At 59.2% G+C, this 19,366-nt stretch carries 15 protein-coding genes; 7 read left to right on the top strand and 8 right to left on the bottom strand.

What is annotated here, in order from left to right:
- Positions 1–70: 70 nt before the first annotated feature.
- Positions 71–2,158: a catalase gene (locus MLC59_RS06175; RefSeq protein WP_282450865.1), complete on the bottom strand. Its 2,088-nt coding sequence runs from the start codon at positions 2,156–2,158 to the stop codon at positions 71–73.
- A 360-nt stretch (positions 2,159–2,518) separates the two neighbouring features.
- Here MLC59_RS06175 and MLC59_RS06170 point away from each other — a divergent pair, with 360 nt between their 5' ends.
- Entirely contained in the window at positions 2,519–3,160 is a 642-nt protein-coding gene (locus MLC59_RS06170) for a hypothetical protein (protein WP_248232085.1), read from the top strand.
- Positions 3,161–3,169: 9 nt separating this feature from the next.
- Positions 3,170–4,030 carry an ion channel gene (locus MLC59_RS06165; RefSeq protein WP_248232084.1) on the top strand — a complete coding sequence of 287 codons (861 nt, stop codon included), beginning with the start codon at positions 3,170–3,172 and terminating at the stop codon, positions 4,028–4,030.
- Positions 4,031–4,120: 90 nt separating this feature from the next.
- Here the strand turns inward: MLC59_RS06165 and MLC59_RS06160 are convergent, their stop codons facing one another.
- On the bottom strand, positions 4,121–4,675 hold the full coding sequence (locus MLC59_RS06160) for a porin family protein (protein WP_248232082.1): 555 nt from the start codon (positions 4,673–4,675) through the stop codon (positions 4,121–4,123).
- Positions 4,676–4,913: 238 nt separating this feature from the next.
- Between MLC59_RS06160 and MLC59_RS06155 the strand changes: the two genes are divergently transcribed.
- A complete protein-coding gene (locus MLC59_RS06155; protein ID WP_248232079.1) occupies positions 4,914–6,275 on the top strand; it encodes a TrpB-like pyridoxal phosphate-dependent enzyme in 1,362 nt (453 codons plus the stop codon).
- Positions 6,276–6,492: 217 nt separating this feature from the next.
- Positions 6,493–7,986, top strand: a complete 1,494-nt coding sequence (locus tag MLC59_RS06150) for a diguanylate cyclase domain-containing protein (RefSeq protein WP_248232077.1) — start codon at positions 6,493–6,495, stop codon at positions 7,984–7,986.
- A gap of 26 nt (positions 7,987–8,012) precedes the next feature.
- On the opposite strand, the gene MLC59_RS06145 is transcribed toward MLC59_RS06150, so the two are convergent.
- Positions 8,013–8,480, bottom strand: a complete 468-nt coding sequence (locus MLC59_RS06145) for a hypothetical protein (RefSeq protein WP_248232075.1) — start codon at positions 8,478–8,480, stop codon at positions 8,013–8,015.
- Positions 8,481–8,630: 150 nt separating this feature from the next.
- On the opposite strand from MLC59_RS06145, the gene MLC59_RS06140 reads away from it, so the two are divergent.
- From MLC59_RS06140 to MLC59_RS06130, 3 genes are read left to right on the top strand one after another with little or no spacing between them, the layout of a single operon-like run.
- Positions 8,631–9,002, top strand: a complete 372-nt coding sequence (locus tag MLC59_RS06140; RefSeq protein ID WP_248232070.1) for a PepSY domain-containing protein — start codon at positions 8,631–8,633, stop codon at positions 9,000–9,002.
- Positions 8,999–9,667: a winged helix-turn-helix domain-containing protein gene (locus tag MLC59_RS06135; RefSeq protein WP_248232067.1), complete on the top strand. Its 669-nt coding sequence runs from the start codon at positions 8,999–9,001 to the stop codon at positions 9,665–9,667. The genes MLC59_RS06140 and MLC59_RS06135 overlap by 4 nt, the downstream gene beginning before the upstream one ends.
- Positions 9,667–11,007, top strand: a complete 1,341-nt coding sequence (locus MLC59_RS06130) for a sensor histidine kinase (RefSeq protein WP_248232065.1) — start codon at positions 9,667–9,669, stop codon at positions 11,005–11,007. The genes MLC59_RS06135 and MLC59_RS06130 overlap by 1 nt, the downstream gene beginning before the upstream one ends.
- Before the next feature lie 25 nt (positions 11,008–11,032).
- Here the strand turns inward: MLC59_RS06130 and MLC59_RS06125 are convergent, their stop codons facing one another.
- The 5 genes from MLC59_RS06125 to tmpT form a co-directional block, all read right to left on the bottom strand.
- A complete protein-coding gene (locus tag MLC59_RS06125) occupies positions 11,033–12,595 on the bottom strand; it encodes a SpoVR family protein (protein ID WP_248232063.1) in 1,563 nt (520 codons plus the stop codon).
- Positions 12,592–13,887 (bottom strand): YeaH/YhbH family protein, encoded by a 1,296-nt coding sequence (locus MLC59_RS06120; protein ID WP_248232061.1) that lies wholly within the window; start codon positions 13,885–13,887, stop codon positions 12,592–12,594. The genes MLC59_RS06125 and MLC59_RS06120 overlap by 4 nt, the downstream gene beginning before the upstream one ends.
- Positions 13,888–13,915: 28 nt before the next feature.
- Positions 13,916–15,838: a PrkA family serine protein kinase gene (locus tag MLC59_RS06115; protein ID WP_248232059.1), complete on the bottom strand. Its 1,923-nt coding sequence runs from the start codon at positions 15,836–15,838 to the stop codon at positions 13,916–13,918.
- A 338-nt stretch (positions 15,839–16,176) separates the two neighbouring features.
- Complete coding sequence (locus MLC59_RS06110) at positions 16,177–18,534, bottom strand: DUF6351 family protein (protein ID WP_248232058.1); 2,358 nt, start codon at positions 18,532–18,534, stop codon at positions 16,177–16,179.
- Between the two features lie 171 nt (positions 18,535–18,705).
- Positions 18,706–19,365, bottom strand: coding sequence for a thiopurine S-methyltransferase (tmpT, locus tag MLC59_RS06105; RefSeq protein WP_248232057.1), 660 nt, complete (start codon positions 19,363–19,365; stop codon positions 18,706–18,708).
- Between the last annotated feature and the right edge of the window lies 1 nt (position 19,366).

Below are 19,366 nucleotides of genomic sequence, written 5' to 3'. Positions count from 1 at the left end.
TATAGCGAACCGCTTACGCTTGCGACAAGGGAAAAACGCCCCCGTCCCTGACCGGAACGGGGCCTTGGGCTCAGAACTGATCGACTTTCTCCTCCCGGGGCCAGTAGCGCACATCGCGGCAGGCCTCGATAAACCTGCCGGTGTCGTCAGGGCCATTGAAGGGAATGCAGCCATCATCCAGCATCGCCGTAATGCCGATGCTGTCGAACAGCTTGCGCGCCGCCGGGGTGTAGCCGATGAACTTGCAGTGGGCAAACGCATCGTCGACAAAGTCCCGGGCGGTGGCATCCTTCGCCAGGTTCTCTACGCCGACGTCGGAGGGCAGCAGGGCAACGGCGTCGAAGATGACTGACGGACCGCCGTCCACCTTCTCATCCGCTGCCAGCGGGTTACCATCGCTGTCCTTTACACCGCCGATGGTCGGCGCCACCACGGCAAGCCGGGCGCCCTCCGCCTCGACCGTATCCTTGAGCTTTTTGAACAGGGCGGCGTCGACGCCCTCGCTGACCAGCACGCCAACCTTGCGGCCCTTGAACGATTTCGGGCCGTTCAGGATGATGCTGAGCGCCGGGGACTCCGGCAGGTCGGTGCGGGGTGTCATGGCCGCTTCTGCCGCTTCCGGCATTTCCTTCAGACCCAGGCCTTCCGCTACATCACTGGCCAGGTCCTTGTCCACATTCAGCAGGTGGGACACCATCCGTTCCCTGATATCCAGTCGCTCAACTTTGCTCAGTTCGAACACAAAGGCGTTCTTGATGTGGCGCTTCTCAATGTCGGTCTGGCTGATATAGAACTGGCGGGCCTGGCTGTAGTGGTCCGCAAAGGTTTCCGAGCGGACCCGTTCCTTGACCCCTTCCATCGGTGTCGGGTGTGACTGGAACCCGGTTTCCGGGCACTCCCTGGGGCCGGCGGCTTCCTGGTCCCAGCTGTTGGGCTCGTAGTTCACCCGCCCGGTGGGGTTCTTCATGGTCATATGCCCGTCCTGGAGCAGGTGATGGACGGGGCACCGCGGGGCGTTAACCGGAATGTTGGTGAAGTTGGGGCTGCCCAGACGCTTGAGTTGGGTGTCCAGGTAGGAGAAATTGCGCCCCTGCAGCAGCGGATCGTTGGAGTGGTCAATGCCGCGAACAATGTTCTGGGTGCAGAAGGCCACCTGCTCGGTTTCCGCGAAGAAGTTGTCCACCACGCGGTTCAGTACCATCTTGCCAATGGGACGCACCGGCACCTGTTCCTCGGGAATGATCTTGGTAGCGTCGAGAATGTCGAACTCGAACTGGTCGGCAAACTCGTCGTCAAAGATCTGAACGCCGAGCTCCCATTCCGGGTAGTCACCATTCTGAATGGATTCCCAGAGGTCACGTCGATGGAAGTCCGGGTCCGCGCCGTTGATCTTCAGGGCCTCGTTCCAGACCACGGACTGGAGCCCCTGCAGGGGCTTCCAGTGGAACTTGACGAACTTCGACTCCCCCTGGCTGTTCACGAAGCGGAAGCTGTGAACACCGAAGCCTTCCATAAAGCGCAGGGAGCGGGGAATGGCCCGGTCAGACATGGCCCACATCAGCATATGGACGCTCTCGGGCGTCAGGGTCACGAAATCCCAGAAGTTATCGTGGGCGGTCTGGGCCTGGGGGAAGCCCCGGTCCGGCTCCTGCTTTGCCGCGTGGACCAGGTCCGGGAATTTCATGGCGTCCTGAATGAAGAACACCGGGATGTTGTTACCCACCAGGTCCCAGTTGCCTTCCTTTGTATAGAATTTGGTGGCGAAACCGCGCACGTCCCGCGGCAAGTCTGCCGAACCCTTGTTGCCGGCTACGGTCGAGAAGCGCACAAATACTTCGGTCTGCTCTCCCGCCCGCTGGAAGATATCTGCACAGGTGATGTCCGACAGGTCTTCGTAGTTCTCGAAATAGCCCTTGGCGCCCATGCCTCGGGCATGCACAACCCGCTCCGGGATGCGCTCGTGATCGAATTTGAAGAGCTTTTCCCGGAGAACATGGTCCTCCAGGAGGGTGGGGCCGCGGGTGCCGCCCCTGAGGGAATTCTGGTTGTCGGCAATGGGGGCTCCCTGGGGGGTGGTCATCACCGGTGTGCCCTGTTCGGCTTGCTGGTGGGTTTCGCCACCCTTGCCCTGGTTAGTGAAAGTGAATCGTTCAGCCATGATCTGCTCCTTGATGGTTGCCGTGCGCGAGTGCGGGTATCTGAATCAGCGTCGGCCAACCCGGCGCAAGAGGCAAATGGCTGTATTAACGAAATGAAAAGGAGAATCCGGCGCGGTCAGCCTGAAAGAGGCAGTCTGCGGGACGACTCATAACATGGGTTAATAAGAAGGTTTAAAGGGTGCAAAAATATCACTATTAAGGCTACATAAGTTGCCATCCATCGCCCTTTTTAAATGAGCTACTGGACCGACCACCTTAACTAACCTTAATCAAAATTTATGGTTTTTCGACAGCCATATGCTTGGCTTTTCCCTAAGCGATTTGCAGGCTAAGTGAAGTTGATTATCACGGAGGAACCCATGCTTGAGTGGATACACCAGAACAGCACCCTGGTGAACTCGCTGACCAGCATCGGCACCCTGTTCATCTGGTTGTTCTATGCCCAGTTACTCTATCTGGGTTTCAGCCGGCAGAGACGGCCGAGAATGCTGATCAACAAGGGAGTTGGGCATGAGTACATCGACTCTCCCTGCCTGGTCTGCAATATGAGTCAGGAAGCGGTGTTTGTATTCTTTGTTATCGTGCGCCTGAAAACCTCGAAGGGGATACTGACCGCGCCTATGACCGACATCTCGCCGCGCTCCGGTGATGAAAATCCCGCCTTGCACGAGCGTACCCGGCAAGGGCCGCTGGACTCCGGCGAGTGCATGGAATTTGTCAGTTTCCGGGACATGATTGCCACTATTGCCGAGCGGGCGGGGATCGAGACCGACAATGGTTATCCCTGTGACCCCGACATTGAGCTCGAATGGCTGGAGATCAATGTGGTGTGTATCTATGGGTCAGACGACAAGGCGTTCGGGGCTGTGCGCAAATTCCGCGTGTGTGCGGACGACGATACCCGCGAGGTAGAGTTGCTGCCGACTTCACTTGATACGTCCCGAAGGACTTCCCCGCGTTACCGGCGGCGCATCAAGCGCTGGCTGCGGGAATATCAGTAAGGGGGCTGAATGAACTGGCTGACGTTGTGTGGCGGTGCAGTACTGGTGTTGCTCGTTATGGTGGACGCCTGCTGGACCACGTTGACCACCCGCGGGGCCGGACCCGTCACCGGGGTGTTGACCAACCTGGTGCGGTGGTGCGCTTCTACCTTCAGCAGGGGAACCGGCCGCCGGGGGGCGCTGATGGCAGCGGGTCCCATCGCCATAGGCCTCATGGGTACTGCCTGGCTTGCTGGATTGTGGGGCGGCTGGTTGTTGATCTTTTCGGCCATCCCCGGGGCGGTAGTGAATTCCTCCACCATGATACCGGCTACCGATACGTCCGAGCTGGCCTATTTCACCGGGTTTACCCTGTCGACCCTCGGGGTGGGTGACCTGTTACCTTCTGGCGCTGTACCCCGTTTCCTGACAGCCCTGGCTTCGTTTAACGGCCTGGTTCTGGTGACCCTGGGGATTACCTATGCCGTCCCTCTCGTCGGGGGTGCTGTTGAGCGCCGGGAACTGGCCTTCGAGCTTAGCCTTATTAACCGTGCTGCCCAACACGAGCATACCGGCGAAAGCTTCCTGGCTGACGCCTTGCAGTCAGTGCGCAGGGACCTGTCCCACTGCGCTGAGCAGCGTATGGCCTATCCCATGCTGGATCTCTACTACACCCGTAAAGCGGATTTCTCACTGCCGTTTCAGTTGGCCCAGGCTGCGCGCCTGGCGGACCTCGCCCAAAGGAGTAGTCAGCCCCCTCCCGGCTCCCGGTCAGAGCTCAAGAACTTCTTGCTAGTGGTCGATCGGTACCTCGACCTGCATCGGCTCGGTTCAGGTTCATTGGAGCAGAGGCTGCGGCGTTTAGAGCAAAGGGACGGGTGGAAAGCATAAGTCAGTTTGGAGACTGTTAAATACATTGGTTTGAAACTGCGTGACAGGCCCCGGTAACAGGAACCTGTCAGGCGGTATCCAGTTCCGTGCTCAGAACTCGAAGGTTGCACCGCCCAGGATGCCCGGTTCACCGTCATAGACATCCAGCTCAGCAAACAACTTGAAGTCCGGCTCGATGGCGTAGCGGGCTGTACCGGTGAAACCCACGTAGTCCAGGTCGCCACTCACAACGCGGCCGCCGATACCCAGTTCCAGGTCATTGTTGAGTTGATGACGAATGCCCGCGCGAAAGCCAAGGCCGGTGTCGTCCACTTCACCACCCCGGTCCCAGTCATACTCCTGGTATTCCATGGTCAGGCCGCCCCAGATATCGGTGCGGGCGTCCAGGCCGTGGCGATAGCCGGCGCCGGCATGCAGTGCCGTGAGGTCTACATCATCGGTCAGGTACTTGAATCCGCCAAAGGCGAAGATGTTCTCGTGAAGGGCTACAGAGCCCCGGGTGTCCAGCCCGATGAAATCCTGGGATTCGAAGTCCGGATAGAAAGCAAAGCCGCCTTCCAGGTAGTTGTAGCTCAGGTTCTCTGCCATTGAAGCGGCGGGGAGCAGGGCAACAGCGGCTGCCAGCCCGCGAAGTCCGTTTTTCATAAGACACACCCTTACGGTTTGTTCGTCGTTGATTATTGCGGGATGTTCCCGGTTTCCCTTGGGAAACTGCCGCCAAGATTAACAGGGCAGATCTGGCGGTTTTCGAACATTCCGTAATACGCCGCCTCCGCAAGCTCAGGCGTAATTGCGCACAATGCCGTGCTGGGGCGGTTCCCGATGGCGGACGATATGGTAATGTGAGCTACTCCTCCATTATCGTTGCAAGGAATCGGAACCAATGACAACAAAGTACCTCCTCGACGAAACCCGTATGCCGAAAACCTGGTACAACATCCAGGCGGACTTTCCCGAGCCCATGGCGCCAGTGCTTCACCCGGTAACCAAAGAGCCGGTAGGTCCTGCCGACCTGGAGCCGCTGTTTCCGAAGGCGCTGATCGAACAGGAGGTAAGCACCGAGCGTGAAATCGAGATTCCGGAGCCGGTGCGTGAGGTCTACCGCCTGTGGCGTCCGGCGCCCCTGTATCGTGCCCATGGCCTCGAGAAAGCACTGGGTACCACGGCAAAGATCTTCTACAAGTATGAAGGTGTCAGTCCGGCCGGCAGTCACAAGCCCAATACGGCGATCCCCCAGGCGTTCTATAACAAGCAGGAAGGCATTAACCGCCTGACCACCGAGACAGGTGCGGGGCAGTGGGGGACCTCCCTGTCGTTTGCCGGCTCCCTGTTTGATATGGACGTTAACGTGTTCCAGGTGCGGGTATCCTACGACCAGAAGCCCTATCGCCGGGCGGTGATGGAAACCTACGGTGCCAAATGCGTGGCTTCACCATCGAACCTGACTGAATTTGGTCGCAAGGTGCTGGCGGAAAATCCGGACCATACCGGCAGTCTGGGGATTGCGATCTCCGAGGCCGTTGAGCTCGCGGTGCAGGATCCGAACACCAAGTATGCCCTGGGCTCGGTGCTCAACCATGTGTTGGTGCACCAGTCCATTATCGGCCTGGAAGCCATGGAGCAGATGGAAATGGCCGATGCCTGGCCCGACGTGATCGTGGGCTGCACTGGCGGAGGCTCCAACTTCGCCGGTATCGCCTTCCCGTTTATGGGGCATGCCCTGCGTGGCGGAGAAAGTCCCCGTATCGTTGCGGTGGAGCCTTCGGCCTGCCCGACACTCACCCGTGGCAAGTTCGCCTACGATTACGGCGATACCGCCCATATGACGCCGCTGACCAAGATGCACACGCTGGGTTCCCAGTTCACACCGCCGGGCTTCCATGCCGGGGGGCTGCGCTACCACGGCATGGCACCGATGGTGTCCCACGCGAAGGAGCTGGGCCTGTTTGAGGCAACGGCCTATACACAGCGGGAGTGCTTCGAGGCAGGTGTAATGTTCGCCCGGGCCGAGGGCATTGTGCCCGCACCGGAAGCCAACCACGCGGTGAAGGGTGCGATCGAGGAGGCCCTGCGCTGCAAGCGTGAGGGTACCTCCGAGGTCATCCTGTTCAACCTGTGTGGCCATGGCCATTTTGATATGGCGGCTTATACCTCTTACTTTGCTGGTGAGCTGGGTGATTACGAGTACGATGATGCCGAGCTGGGAATGGCGTTGTCAGGCCTGCCATCGGTACAGGCTGTCTGACAGGCCTGTCGTTTGTGTGATGAAGAACCCGCCATCACCGGCGGGTTCTTCGTAATGTATCAGGTAGGCTTGCAGCAAATAGTCGATAAACCGTCGCGATAACTGTGAAAATGTGTCAAAACGAATCCTGAGCGTTTTACTCGGGTTACAAACAGGCTAACCTTTGCTGAAGGTAAATGACTAACACCATATAAACGCCCTGGATAGGGAGGCGCAGATGGCGGAAAGCAGTTTTGGTGATGTTCTGCTGAGCAATTTGCGGGGATTCCTGGATTCCTCCCCGGATTGCGTGCTGGTCAGTGACTATTACAGTCATCGCTATCTGTATGTGAACGACACCACCTGCATAATGACGGGGTACAGTCGTGAAGAGCTGCTCGACATGGAGGCATCGAAACTGACACTCCAGGGTCGGGATGCTGTCTCTGACGCCTATCTGAAAGCCCGGGAGGCCGGTAATGTGGGCTTTCAGGATGAACCCCGGCTGATGGTCAGCAAGGATCGTTCGCGGCGGGGATGGTGGGAGCCGCATTTCCGCTATACCGTTGTCCAGGGCAGGGAAGTTGTCGTTATCGTGTCCCGTGAAGTGACCACACGGGTTCTCGCTGAGCGCGCTGCCGTTCGTGCGAAGAAGATCTATGCCGCTCTGAGTGCCACTAACGAAGCAATTATCCGCAGTTCCTCCCCTGACCAGCTTTTCCAGTCTGTGTGTGATGCCGCTATCGACAGCGGTGGTATGACCACGGCCGTCGTCCTTATGCCGGAACCCGGCACGGATCAGCTGAAACCAAGGGCTATGGCTGGGGCTGGCCGAGAGGTTACGTTCAAGACGGTCATATCCACTGACCCTGACAAGCCCGAGGGGCAGGGCCTGAACGGCAGGGCATTTCGTAGTTGCGAACCTCAGGTGACCGATGACTTCCTGAAGGATGAGCGCACCCGTTACTGGCACAGCATGGTTCGAACGAAAACCCGCATGAAGTCAGCGGCTGCGGTTCCGATTCTGCGGGATGGCCGGTCTATCGGTACCTTGCACCTGTGCTCCCGTGAACGGAACGCCTTTGACGATGAAATCATTGGGCTGCTGGTACGGATGGCCGACAATGTTTCCTATGCCCTGCAAACCTTTGAAAAGGAAGAAGAGCGCCGCCAGGCCGAAGAGCGAGCCCACTACCTGGCCACCCACTGCAGCCTCACCGGCCTGCCCAACCGCAACCTGCTGGCGGATCTGCTGGGACAAGCTATTGCGTCAGTGGATCGCACCGGCCACAAGCCGGCCATTATGTTTATCGACCTGGACCACTTCAAGGAAGTGAACGATACCTGGGGCCACGACACCGGTGACCGGGTGCTGGAACAGGTAGCCAGTCGGTTGCGTGGCGTGTTGCGTGATCACGATGTACTGGCCCGTCTTGGTGGTGACGAGTTCGTGGTACTGGTGCAGAACATCGACCGGCGGGCCCATGCGGTAAGGGTGGCCGAAAAGCTGCTGGCAGCGTCCAGTGAACCAATCAGGGTGGAGAGCCACGCCTTTAACATTACCTTCAGCATCGGCATCAGCCTTTACCCTGACCACGGTTGCCACCAGCGTGACCTTATGAAGGCAGCCGACATGGCCATGTACGTTGCCAAGGAAAAGGGCAAGAACACCTGGGCAATTTCAGGCGATGGGGCGAATACCCGGGTAAGTTGTGTGGATGAGCCAGCCTGATACCAGGCCGGCTCTCGGTTTCAGGGTCAGTCGTCGTCCCGCTCGACCTTGAACGGGCTGAGGTTGCCCTTACGGAACTCCACTTCCAGTTCGTGGCCATTGCTGTCTTCGCCCTCGATTTCAATCCGACCGCCGGAGCGCACTTCCAGCTCTTCAATGTATTGCATACCTTCGCTGCTGGCGGCATCCAGGTAGCTCCGGATATCATCGGCGGAGAGTCCTGAGGCTTGGCCCTGGCGTTTACGACGCTTCTCTCGTTCGATGGTGCCGTCAGTGGATAACTCCAGTTCAACGTACCACTCGTTATCAACCCAGCCTTCGACTTCAAACGGGTCATCCCGGTCATCATCGAATTCGAGGTTGGTGAACTGGGTAATGCCATAATCACTGCCAGCGTTCAGGACGGTCTCGGCGTCGTCAAGGGAGCCCTTGGCAAAGGCCAGCGGAGAGGCTGCCAGGGTGCCGGCCAGCGTGAGTGCTATCATCTTTTTCATAGTAAGCTCCTTGTTCGTACACAGGGTGTTTTCATCGGAGGGGCGGGGTGATTCCCGCCAACCTGTGTGCAGATTAAGGGAGGCGGTCTTGCAGGAGCATGAGGGTGCCGTTCATGTTTCGTTCATCCAGGCTTTGTCAGAATCATGGTTATGACCCGCTACAGTTTTTATATCATTCGTTCCTTTATCCGGGCATCAGCACGGCTTGTTTTAGCTGCCATCATGCTGGCTGTTGTTGCCAGTCCTGTCGCTATTGCAGACGACGATGAAGACTGGCAACGCCTCCATCGGGAGGTTGAGGCTGGCAGGATCAAGCCCCTTGGTGAGATCCTGGAGAGCCTTTCCAGGGACTGGATTGGGGACGTGATCGACGTGGATATCGAGGATGACGACGGCGCCGTCCTCTATGAAATCGAATTATTGGGTCCTGACGGACAGGTGGCCGAGTTCGAGATCGACGCCCGTACCGGAGAAGTACTGGAAGTCGAAGGACGTAACCTCAGGGCCATGGAGCGCCGATGAAAATACTGCTGGTGGAGGATGACAAAGCATTGGCGGAAGGGCTTGCTGCCTCGTTACGTGATGCGGGCCTGTTGGTTGAGGTCGCAGCGGATGGCCGTACGGCGGACTTTCAAGTCAGTACCGAGCGCTATGATGCCGTGGTGCTGGATCTGGGGCTGCCGGATGGCAATGGAAGCCAGTGGCTTTCCGGCTGGCGGGAGCAGGGCATCGACTTGCCGGTCCTTATCCTGACAGCACGGGAGCGCTGGTCTGACAAGGCTGCGGGATTTTCCGCAGGTGCCGACGACTATGTCACCAAGCCCTTTGAAACAGCCGAGATACTGTTCCGGTTGCGTGCCCTTGTTCGCCGCGCCCACGGCCATGCCCATCCGGTTATCCGCGCTGGCGACATAGCCCTGGATACCCATGCCGCCCAGGTTACCCGGTCAGGTATGCCAGTGGCCCTGACCGCCCAGGAGTTCCGGCTTTTGTCGCACCTGATCCATGCCGCGCCACGGGTGGTCAGCCGTACGGAGTTGTCGGAGCATGTCTACGATGGCGATCAGGAGCCGGATTCCAATGTTATCGATGTCCAGGTCAGCCGGCTGCGCCGCAAGCTTGGTAGCAAGACGATTGAAACCATACGGGGGCAAGGCTACCGCATGTCAGGGGGAGAACCTGCCTGATGCTTCGCAGTGTGAGGCAGTGGCCGGTTGCGACCCGAATGGTGGTATCGGCATTGGTTCTGATGCTCCTGGTGCTGCCCATCGCGGGGGGCGTTCTGGCCTGGAACTTCCGCGAGGCGGTGAATACGTCCTTCAATGACCGGCTTGAATCCCTGTTGGATATTGTCATTGCCGGAACTGTCTATGTTCCCGCATCGGATCGCCTGGCGATGGAGCGGGAGCTTGGTGATGCCCGTTTTACCCGGGTCTATTCTGGCTGGTACTGGCAGGTAAGGGACCAGGGTGACCGGGTTACTACCTCCCGCTCCCTTTGGGACCTGCGTCTGCCGGTGCCGCAGGCGGGCGGGCTGTCCTTTCAGGAAACGTCCGGACCGCAGGGGCAGGCGCTAAGAGTCGTCTCCCGGCAGGTACGGCTGGCCAACGCACCCTCTACCGTGCAGGTGTCGGTGGCCGCTGACCTGTCCGGGGTTAACCAGGAGGTCGATCGTTTTGAAGCGCTGCTTGCCGGGTCCCTGGCGACTCTCGGTGTATTGCTGCTGGCAATGGTATGGATGCAGGTCCGCTGGGGCCTGAGGCCACTGCGACGGCTGGAACAGAGCCTGGGGCGGGTAGAGGCAGGCCAGCAACAATTACTGGACACGGACCTGCCAGAAGAGCTCGCGCGGCTGGCACAGGCAATTAACCTGGTTCTTGAGCGGGATCAGCGACTGATCGAGCGGGGGCGGGCAACGGCAGGTAACCTGGCCCATGCCCTGAAAACCCCGGTTTCCGTGTTGCAGACACTGAGCGAGCGCTTGCCCCGGGACCAGCAAGGCGCATTCCAGGCCGAACTGCGACGCCTGAATGAAGCTGTTCGCCACCACCTGGCCAGGGCTTCTGCCGCCGGGCCTGCGGGTCTCGGTGGCGCGATCAACGTGGAAGAGGCCCTGGAGCCGGTCCTGGCGGCACTCAGGACCCTGGCCTCTCGCCGCGGACTGGCGTTCGAGTCCGTACTGGGCGTGGCCAGGCCGGTAAGAGTCGAGCGACAGGACCTGCAGGAACTCGCCGGCAACCTGCTGGAAAATGCGATTAACTGGGCCGAAAGCCGGGTACGACTGAGCGTGGAAGACGCCGGCACCACAGGGTGTCAGTTACAGGTAGAGGATGATGGCCCGGGCATGTCAGAAGAGCAATGCAACCTGGCCCTGGCCCGAGGGGCGCGCCTCGACGAAACCCGCCCGGGTTCGGGCCTCGGCCTGGCCATCGTCGGGGACCTTGTGGCCCTGTATGGGGGCAGTCTGGCCCTGGGCCGTTCGCCCCTCGGTGGATTGCAGGTGACGGTTTCCATTCCCGGAGAATGAGGGGTGCTGACCGGTTGAAGCCGCGTCAATAATCGTCCGCATCCCAGGGCGGGCAGTGGTACTCGTCCACTACCGTGCCCTCGTCCACGCTCTCAAGGTGCACATCAAAGCCCCATAGCCGGTGAACATGCCGGAGTACTTCCTCGGCATCCTCGCCGCCAAGCGGCACCCGGTCCTCGGGGATATGCCGCAGGGTCAATGACCGGTCACCGCGTACATCCACATTCCAAACCTGGATATTGGGCTCCCGGTAGCTGAGGTTGTACTGCCGGGCCAGTTTCTCCCGTAGAGGCCGGTAGCCTGGGTCATCGTGAATGGCGGTGACCCGGTAGAACTCTTCCTGGTCATCGTTTTCGATGGCGAAGAATTTCATATCGCGCATGACTTTCGGCGACAGGAACTGCTGGATAAAGCTCTCGTCCTTGAAGTTGCGCATGGCGAAGTGAACCGTCTCGAGCCAGTCACCCCCGGCAATATCCGGGAACCACTCCCGGTCCTCATCCGTCGGGTTCTCACACATCCGGCGCAGATCCGAGAAGATATTGAAACCCAGGGTGTAGGGGTTGATGCCGGAGTACCAGGGGCTGTTGAACGGGGGCTGATAGACCACGGCGGTGTGGCTCTGCAGGAACTCCAGCATGAAACCATCGGTCACCAGGCCCTTCTCATACATGCGGTGCAGCAGGGTGTAGTGCCAGAAGGAAGCCCAGCCCTCGTTCATCGCCTGGGTCTGGCGTTGGGGATAGAAGTACTGCCCCAGTTTGCGAACGATGCGGATGATTTCCCGTTGCCAGGTTTCCAGTAATGGGGCGTTCTTCTCGATGAAGTAGAGGATGTTTTCCTGGGGCTCGGAGGGATAGCGCTGCTTGCGCCGGGCTTTGTCCTCGTCTGTTTCGTCTGGCCTGGGGATAGTACGCCACAGGTCATTGAGCTGGCGTTGCAGGTATTCCTCCCGGTCCTTCTGGCGGCGCCGCTCCTCGGCTGCAGAGATCGGAGCAGGGCGTTTGTACCGGTCCACCCCGTAATTCATCAGCGCATGGCAGGAATCCAGGATTTCTTCCACGGCTTCCACACCGTGGCGCTCCTCGCATTCGGCCACATAGTTACGGGCGAACACCAGGTAGTCGATAATGGCGCTGGCATCCGTCCAGGTGCGGAACAGGTAGTTGCCCTTGAAGAACGAGTTATGGCCGTAGCAGGCGTGGGCGATGACCAGGGCCTGCATGGGCAGGGTGTTCTCCTCCATCAGGTAGGCAATGCAGGGGTTGGAGTTGATCACGATTTCGTAGGCCAGCCCCATCTGCCCCCGCTGGTAGCCCTTGGATGTGTTCAGGAACTGCTTGCCAAAGGACCAGTGGTGGTAGCCCACGGGCATACCCACGGAGCTGTAGGCGTCCATCATCTGCTCGGCGCTGATCACCTCGATCTGGTTGGGATAGGTTTCCAGGCCGAATTCCTCGGCGCATTTGGCGATCTCGTCGTCGTACTGCTGGATCAGCTCAAACGTCCATTCGGAGCCGGTGGAAATGGGCTCCCGCCTGGCCGGTGCTGAATCCGGCAGGTTGGGGCGGTCAATAATGTCAGTCATGCGGCTTTCCTCTCGAACAGCTGGCGGAACACCGGGTAGATTTCACCCGGGTCGGCGATCTGCTGCATGGCAAAGCTTTGCGGGAAACGCTCCATGATCTTCTCGTACTCGTACCACAGCATCTGGTGATCCTGGGGGGTGATCTCCACATAGGCGTAGTACTGCACCAGGGGGATAATTCGCTCGGCCAGGATCTTGCCGCAGATGGGAGAATCATCGTTCCAGTTATCACCGTCTGATGCCTGGGCGGCGTAGATGTTCCACTCATCCGGGGAATAGCGGGATTCGATGATCTTGTGCATCAGTTTCAGAGCACTGGAGACGATGGTGCCACCGGTCTCCCGGCTGTAGAAGAACTCTTCCTCGTCCACCTCCTTTGCGCTGGTGTGGTGGCGGATGAAGACCACGTCGATCTTCTTGTAGTTCTTCTTCAGGAACAGGTACAGCAGGATAAAGAAGCGCTTGCCAATGTCCTTGTGGGTCTGGGTCATGGACCCGGAGACGTCCATCAGGCAGAACATGACGGCACTGGTGGCAGGTTTCGGCTTCCTGATGTGCTGCCGGTAGCGGAGATCGATTTCGTCGATGAAGGGGATCCGGCGCACATTGGCCTTGAGCCTGGCGATTTCGGCTTCCAGTGCCTCGATCTGGTCCACGTGGCTGAAGGCCGGGTCCAGGTCACCCGGGGCACTCTTCAGAGCCGCGAGCTGCTCTTCCAGTTCCCGGATTTTTTTGCGGCGAGCGCCCCCCAGGCCCAGTCTCCGGGCGTGGGCGCCCCGCAGGGAACGCACCACATCCAGCTTGGCGGGTACGCCCTGGGTGGTGAAACCGGAGCGATGATACGTGAAGGCCTCGGTGTCCTTGAGTTTCTTGCGGGCCAGGTTGGGCAGTTCCAGGTCATCGAACAGGAAGTCCAGGAACTCGTCCTGGGTGATCTGGAAGGCAAATTCGTCCATGCCCTCGCCATCCGGGCTGGCCTGGCCAGAGCCGGAACCATCCCCGCCGCCACCTTCCGGCTTGGGAATTTCATCCCCGGCAACAAACTCCTGGTTGCCCGGGTGGACCACTTCGCGCTTGCCGCCCTGGCCGTGGTGGAACGTCGGTTCATGGATATCCCGGGAGGGAATGCTGACGCTTTCCCCGCGCTCGATATCTGTGATGGAGCGCCTCTGCACCGCATCGGCCACGGCTTTCTTGATGTGCTGGCGATAGCGGCGCAGGAACCGTTCCCGGTTCACTGCGCTCTTGTTCTTGCCGTTAAGACGGCGATCAACGATGTGGGTCATGCCCATAGTGCAACTCCTTCAGGCCAGAAAACGGTTAATGCGACTTTCTGACTCTGAGGTACCACTCCGCCAGCAGCCGGACCTGTTTCTCGGTGTAGCCACGGTCCACCATCCGCTCCACGAACTGCTTGTGCTTCTTCTGGTCTTCCTGGCTGGCCTTCGGATTGAAGGAAATCACCGGCAGCAGGTCCTCGGTGTTGGAGAACATCTTCTTCTCGATCACGCTGCGCAGCTTTTCGTAGCTGAGCCAGGAGGGATTCTCCCCCTGGTTGTTGGCCCGGGCCCGCAGCACGAAGTTGACCACCTCGTTGCGGAAGTCCTTCGGGTTGCTGATGCCCGCCGGCTTCTCGATTTTTTCCAGTTCGTCGTTGATGGCAGACCTGTCCAGGATTTCGCCCGTTTCGGGATCCCGGAACTCCTGGTCCTGGATCCACAGGTCGGCGTAGGTCACGTAGCGGTCGAACAGGTTCTGGCCATACTCGCTGTAGCTTTCCAGGTAGGCCGTCTGGATCTCCTTGCCAATGAACTGCACGTAGTGGGGTGCCAGGAACTCCTTGATAAACCGCAGATAACGCTCCTGCACTTCCGCCGGAAACTGTTCCTGCTCGATCTGTTTTTCCAGTACGTAGAGCAGGTGCACCGGGTTGGCTGCCACCTCGGTGGTGTCGAAGTTGAACACCTTGGACAGGATCTTGAACGCAAAGCGCGTCGACAGCCCGTCCATGCCTTCATTTACGCCCGCAGAGTCCCGGTACTCCTGGATGGACTTGGCCTTGGGATCGGTGTCCTTGATGTTCTGGCCGTCGTACACCTTCATCTTGGAGTAGATGCTGGAGTTTTCCGGTTCCTTGATACGGGACAGCACCGAGAACTGGGCCAGCATATCCAGGGTATCCGGTGCACAGGGGGCGCCGGACAGTGAGCTGTGTTTCAGCAGCTTCCGGTAGATTTCGATTTCCTCGGTGACCCGCACACAGTAGGGCACCTTGACGATGTAAACCCGGTCGAGGAAGGCCTCGTTGTGCTTGTTGTTGCGGAAGGTCTGCCACTCGGACTCGTTGGAGTGGGCCAGGATGATGCCATCAAAGGGCACGGAACCCATGCCTTCCGTGGTGTTGTAGTTGCCTTCCTGGGTGGCAGTCAGCAACGGGTGCAGCACCTTGATGGGGGCCTTGAACATCTCCACGAATTCCATCAGACCCTGGTTGGCCTTGCACAGGCCGCCGCTGAAGCTGTAGGCGTCCGGGTCGTCCTGGGAGAAGTCCTCCAGCATGCGGATATTCACCTTGCCCACCAGGGCCGAGATGTCCTGGTTGTTGTCGTCACCGGGCTCGGTCTTGGAGACGGCCACCTGGTCCAGTACCGACGGGTATTTCTTCACCACCCGGAACTGGCTGATGTCGCCACCGTATTCGTGCAGGCGTTTGACGGCCCAGGGGGACATGATGGGCTTGAGGTAGCGCTGGGGAATGCCGTATTCCTCTTCCAGGATCTGGCCGTCTTCAAGGGGGTCGAACAGCCCCAGGGGCGACTCGTTCACCGGCGAGCCCTTGATGGCGTAGAAGGGCACTTTCTGCATCAGGAACTTGAGCTTCTCCGCCAGGGAGGACTTGCCGCCCCCCACCGGGCCCAGCAGGTAGAGAATCTGTTTTTTCTCTTCCAGGCCCTGGGCGGCGTGGCGGAAGAAGGACACGATGTTTTCCACCGCCTCTTCCATGCCGTAGAACTCGGAGAATTCCGGGTATCGCTTGATAACCTTGTTGGAAAAGATGCGCGACAGGCGCGGGTCTCGGGACGTGTCGATAAATTCTGGTTCGCCGATTGCCAGCAGCATTCGCTCGGCTGCGGTGGCGTAGGCGGCTGGATCGTTTTTGCAAATCTCCAGGTATTCCTCCAGGGAGTATTCTTCTTCCTGGGTCTGGTCATACCGGTCTTTGAAGTGTTGCAGAATGCTCATGGGTGACCCTCGCTTGCTAATGATTCCTCGACTACACGCAAATTCCCCGTTGTTGGACGCCGCGGGCGGGCGTTTGTGGTTATGGTTGGATGGAAGTCATGACCGCTGTTGGCCGGATATACGACGGGATCCACGCCCCGGTTTCCGGCGGGCCCTGTTCCGGGCCCTTTCATTTTCAGCTTAGTCTAGGTTTGCTGCTTTGACAGGACAAAATGTTGTGGGTTCGTGACGGTGGATGAAAACTTGTGAGGTGGGCGGAAGACCTGTTGCAAAAGGCGACGAATATGGCGGGGGAGGGGCTGACGGCGGTGTTGCCACCGCCGTCAGGAGGGAGGGGGTCAGCCTGCCGGGCGGCCCTGGTCTGGACCCTGGTAGTCACAGACGCCCTGCGGGTAGATCGCTTGCAGGCGTTCAACCTCGCCGGCGCTGAAGCTGACGTTGCCGTAGGTGCCGTCAGCCAGTGCTTCGCTCACCGGCTTCAGGCTGCATTTGAAGATGCTGCCTTCGATCGGGCCACCGGCCTCCATCCGTGAGGTGGTGTAGGTCTCGAATTGTTCCGTGCATTCGCCGGCGGCATTGTCGTCCAGGATGCCGTTCCATACATCATCGCCGGCCTCGATCAGCGAACCGTCGGTATTGAAACAGGCATCCACGGCTTCCGCAGGCCGGTTTTCTGCGATGCTCCGGTGCGGGTTTCGCTGGATGTTGGTGATCCAGTCATGGAGTACCTCCAGCGCCATCCAGGTCTGGTTGTATTCCTCCCGCGGCTCCGGTTTCGATGGATCCGAAAGGTCGGTGGGACGGGCATCGGTGAACCAGATAACCTGGTTGCCGGCATCTCCCATGCGATTGATGATGCGCTGGCGGGCAGAGAAGGACTGATGACTGTTATGCATGTCCAGTACTTCCTCCAGGTAGTGACGCCAGTCGATGACTGGCATGTTCAGATCACCATCAAACACCAGGCCCGAGGTGTAGGCCGCGTTGATGGCCTCGATATCCGCTTCGGTACGGGGCGCCGGGGTGATGCCGTCCGGGCTGAGCATCATGTTGCGGCGGCTCCAGGGGTCGAAGTTGGCTGGAGTAAAATCACCCAGGAAGGGGAAGCCTTCCTGTACCATGTCATTGGGGTGCTTCCAGCCGCCAATCCGGGCGTTCAGCTTCAGGAACTCTGCCGTGGTGATGTTGCCTTCCACCAGTGCATTGAGTCCGTACTGCACGCCCACGTTGTCATACACGGTACGGGGGTTGCCGTTTTCGTCCAGGCCGTAGATGTTGCGGGCATCGTCATAGTGGGTCCACTGGACGTCATTCATCACCCCGGGCGGCTGCATCAGTTGCTGGTTGCGGGCCTCACCGTAGTTGGGATTGAGTACCAGGGCCGTCAGGCCCCTCCAGGCCGGTATGCACTCGGTCATGCCCGGGGCCGTTCCGTAACCCAGGGCGCGCTTGGCGTCAGCAAACGGGTCCGGGTAGTTGTCGGTGGCGTTAAGGCCTACCAGCCAGCTCCGATTACGGGTGGTCCACCACTTCGGGTTGTCCCCGTCGGTCACGTCCATGTAGTGCTCCAGCAGTTCACAGTCCCCGATGTGGATGACCTGGGTGATCATGTCCGGGTAGGAGTACTGGGGTACACCGCCGTCGAGCAGGTCCGGGTGGTTCTGGGAGTAGACATACTGCTGGATACCGCCGCCGGAGCCGCCAATGGCCACGGTGTAGTCTGGCACTCCGAACCGCTTGATAAAGTGCTCCTTGACCATCAAGGCCGTTTCACCGCCCACCTGCAGGTTGTAGTGGCTGCTGGTGCGGGTACCGGTGGAATAAATCACGGCGTAGCCTTTTTTCAGCACCTCTGGCTCCAGCGAGCGGCCGCTGATACGTCCCTGGCTGTGGCCGATGGCGACACCACCTTCAAAGTGGAAGAGCAGGCGTCCGTTCCAGTTTTCGGTGGAGGCTTCCCAGGGCTCATCTCCTGGCTGGGCCAGGGTGGCAAAGCTGTAGATAAAGCGGTTAATGGTGCCCCGCTCCTGGCGGACGATAAAGTCCACGGTACGGCCGTCCGTCAGAGTGGTGGTGGCCATGTCGGCAGGACGGGGGCCATCGTCGGGCAGGGGCGCCCAACTGCCACCTGTGGTGCGGTAGATAAAGCTGACATAGGGCTCGATGGAGCAGTCCTTGCTCAGGCCAACCTGGCTGCCGGACGCATCCAGTACCGGAAAGCCGGTATCGCCATCAGTGTCCACCAGCGGCTGTTTGCCCAACTCTGTGGTGACGGTGCAGACGAACGGATACTGCTGCGGTCCGGAGAAGATTGGCCCGGTGACCGGGTGGGCTGTCAGCTCGACAGAGGCAAGGGGGCCCTGCCGGCGATGGTGCAGTTCAAGCTGGTTCTCGCCTTCGACCAGGCCAGAGACCAGAACCTCATGGCCGTCGCGGCCGGCACGGATTTCCGGGTCAATGGGCTGGCCGTTCAGCCAGAATTCCAGTTGCCGCAGGCGCGACTTCACGGCCGGCATGGACTTGATGGGGCGATCCTTGAACAGCACCTGTACCAGCACATCCTCACCGGACACCTGGTCCGGGGCGCTGGACAGTACTTTCAGGTTGTAGTGGGGGTTGGCAGCATGGCCGCTCGTAGCCAGTCCTGCTACAAGCAGTAGTATAGCCAGGGGGTGAAGTACTCTCTTTGAAAGCATGGTGAAGATCCCTCTATGTAAGTTTTTGTTACAGGGGTACCTTCACCAGCATGGTCAAATATGTACGAAAAACAAACAGGCGAAACATTAAAGACGACTTCACGGCATGGAGTGCCGGATCAGAGGCCATTAATGTTCTGAAAGTACGTGGAAATCTGGTGGCCAATAGTTTTAGTGTTTTTTGAGATAAAAGACACTCTCGGTAGCACCGTTTCGCAAGCCCCTGCGCTTGGCGAAAGGATTATCCCGGCCCATTTCCCGGCTAAGGACATGACTGACCTGGTAATCCTCGCCATAAAGGTTGTGGACCTCCTGGTCACTGACGTTGAAGGGCGGACCCTTCATTTCCTGGCTGTCGTAGTCGAGGGTGATCAGGAGGATATGAGTGCCTTCAGGAATCACAGCGGTAAGGTGCTCGACATAGTCACGACGCATTTCCGGTGGCAGGGCGATCAGCGCAGCCCGGTCGTAGACCAGGCGGATGTGGTTGAGGTCGTCCGGTACCAGTTGGAAGAAGTCCCCACACCAGAGCTCCAGGTCATCGTGGCAAAACCTGGTGAAAGGCTCGCCCGGATGCACCATTGCCTTTTCCTCGGCGTCCTCGAAGAAATCCTTGCAGGCGACATCACTCAGTTCCACCCCGATGACCGCATGACCGCGGTCATGCAGCCACCACATGTCCTGGGCCTTGCCGCAGAGAGGAACGAACACGGCGTCGGTGCGGTCACCGGCAAACTCCGGCCAGTGGTCATGGAGGTATTTGTTGACCGAGCCTTCATGAAAGCCGATTTCGCCCTTTGCCCAGCGTGTGTGCCAGAATTCATGTTCCATG

The organism is Marinobacter bryozoorum (assembly GCF_023156245.1).
Lineage (GTDB): Bacteria > Pseudomonadota > Gammaproteobacteria > Pseudomonadales > Oleiphilaceae > Marinobacter > Marinobacter bryozoorum.
This window is presented reverse-complemented; position numbering and strand designations above follow the sequence as displayed.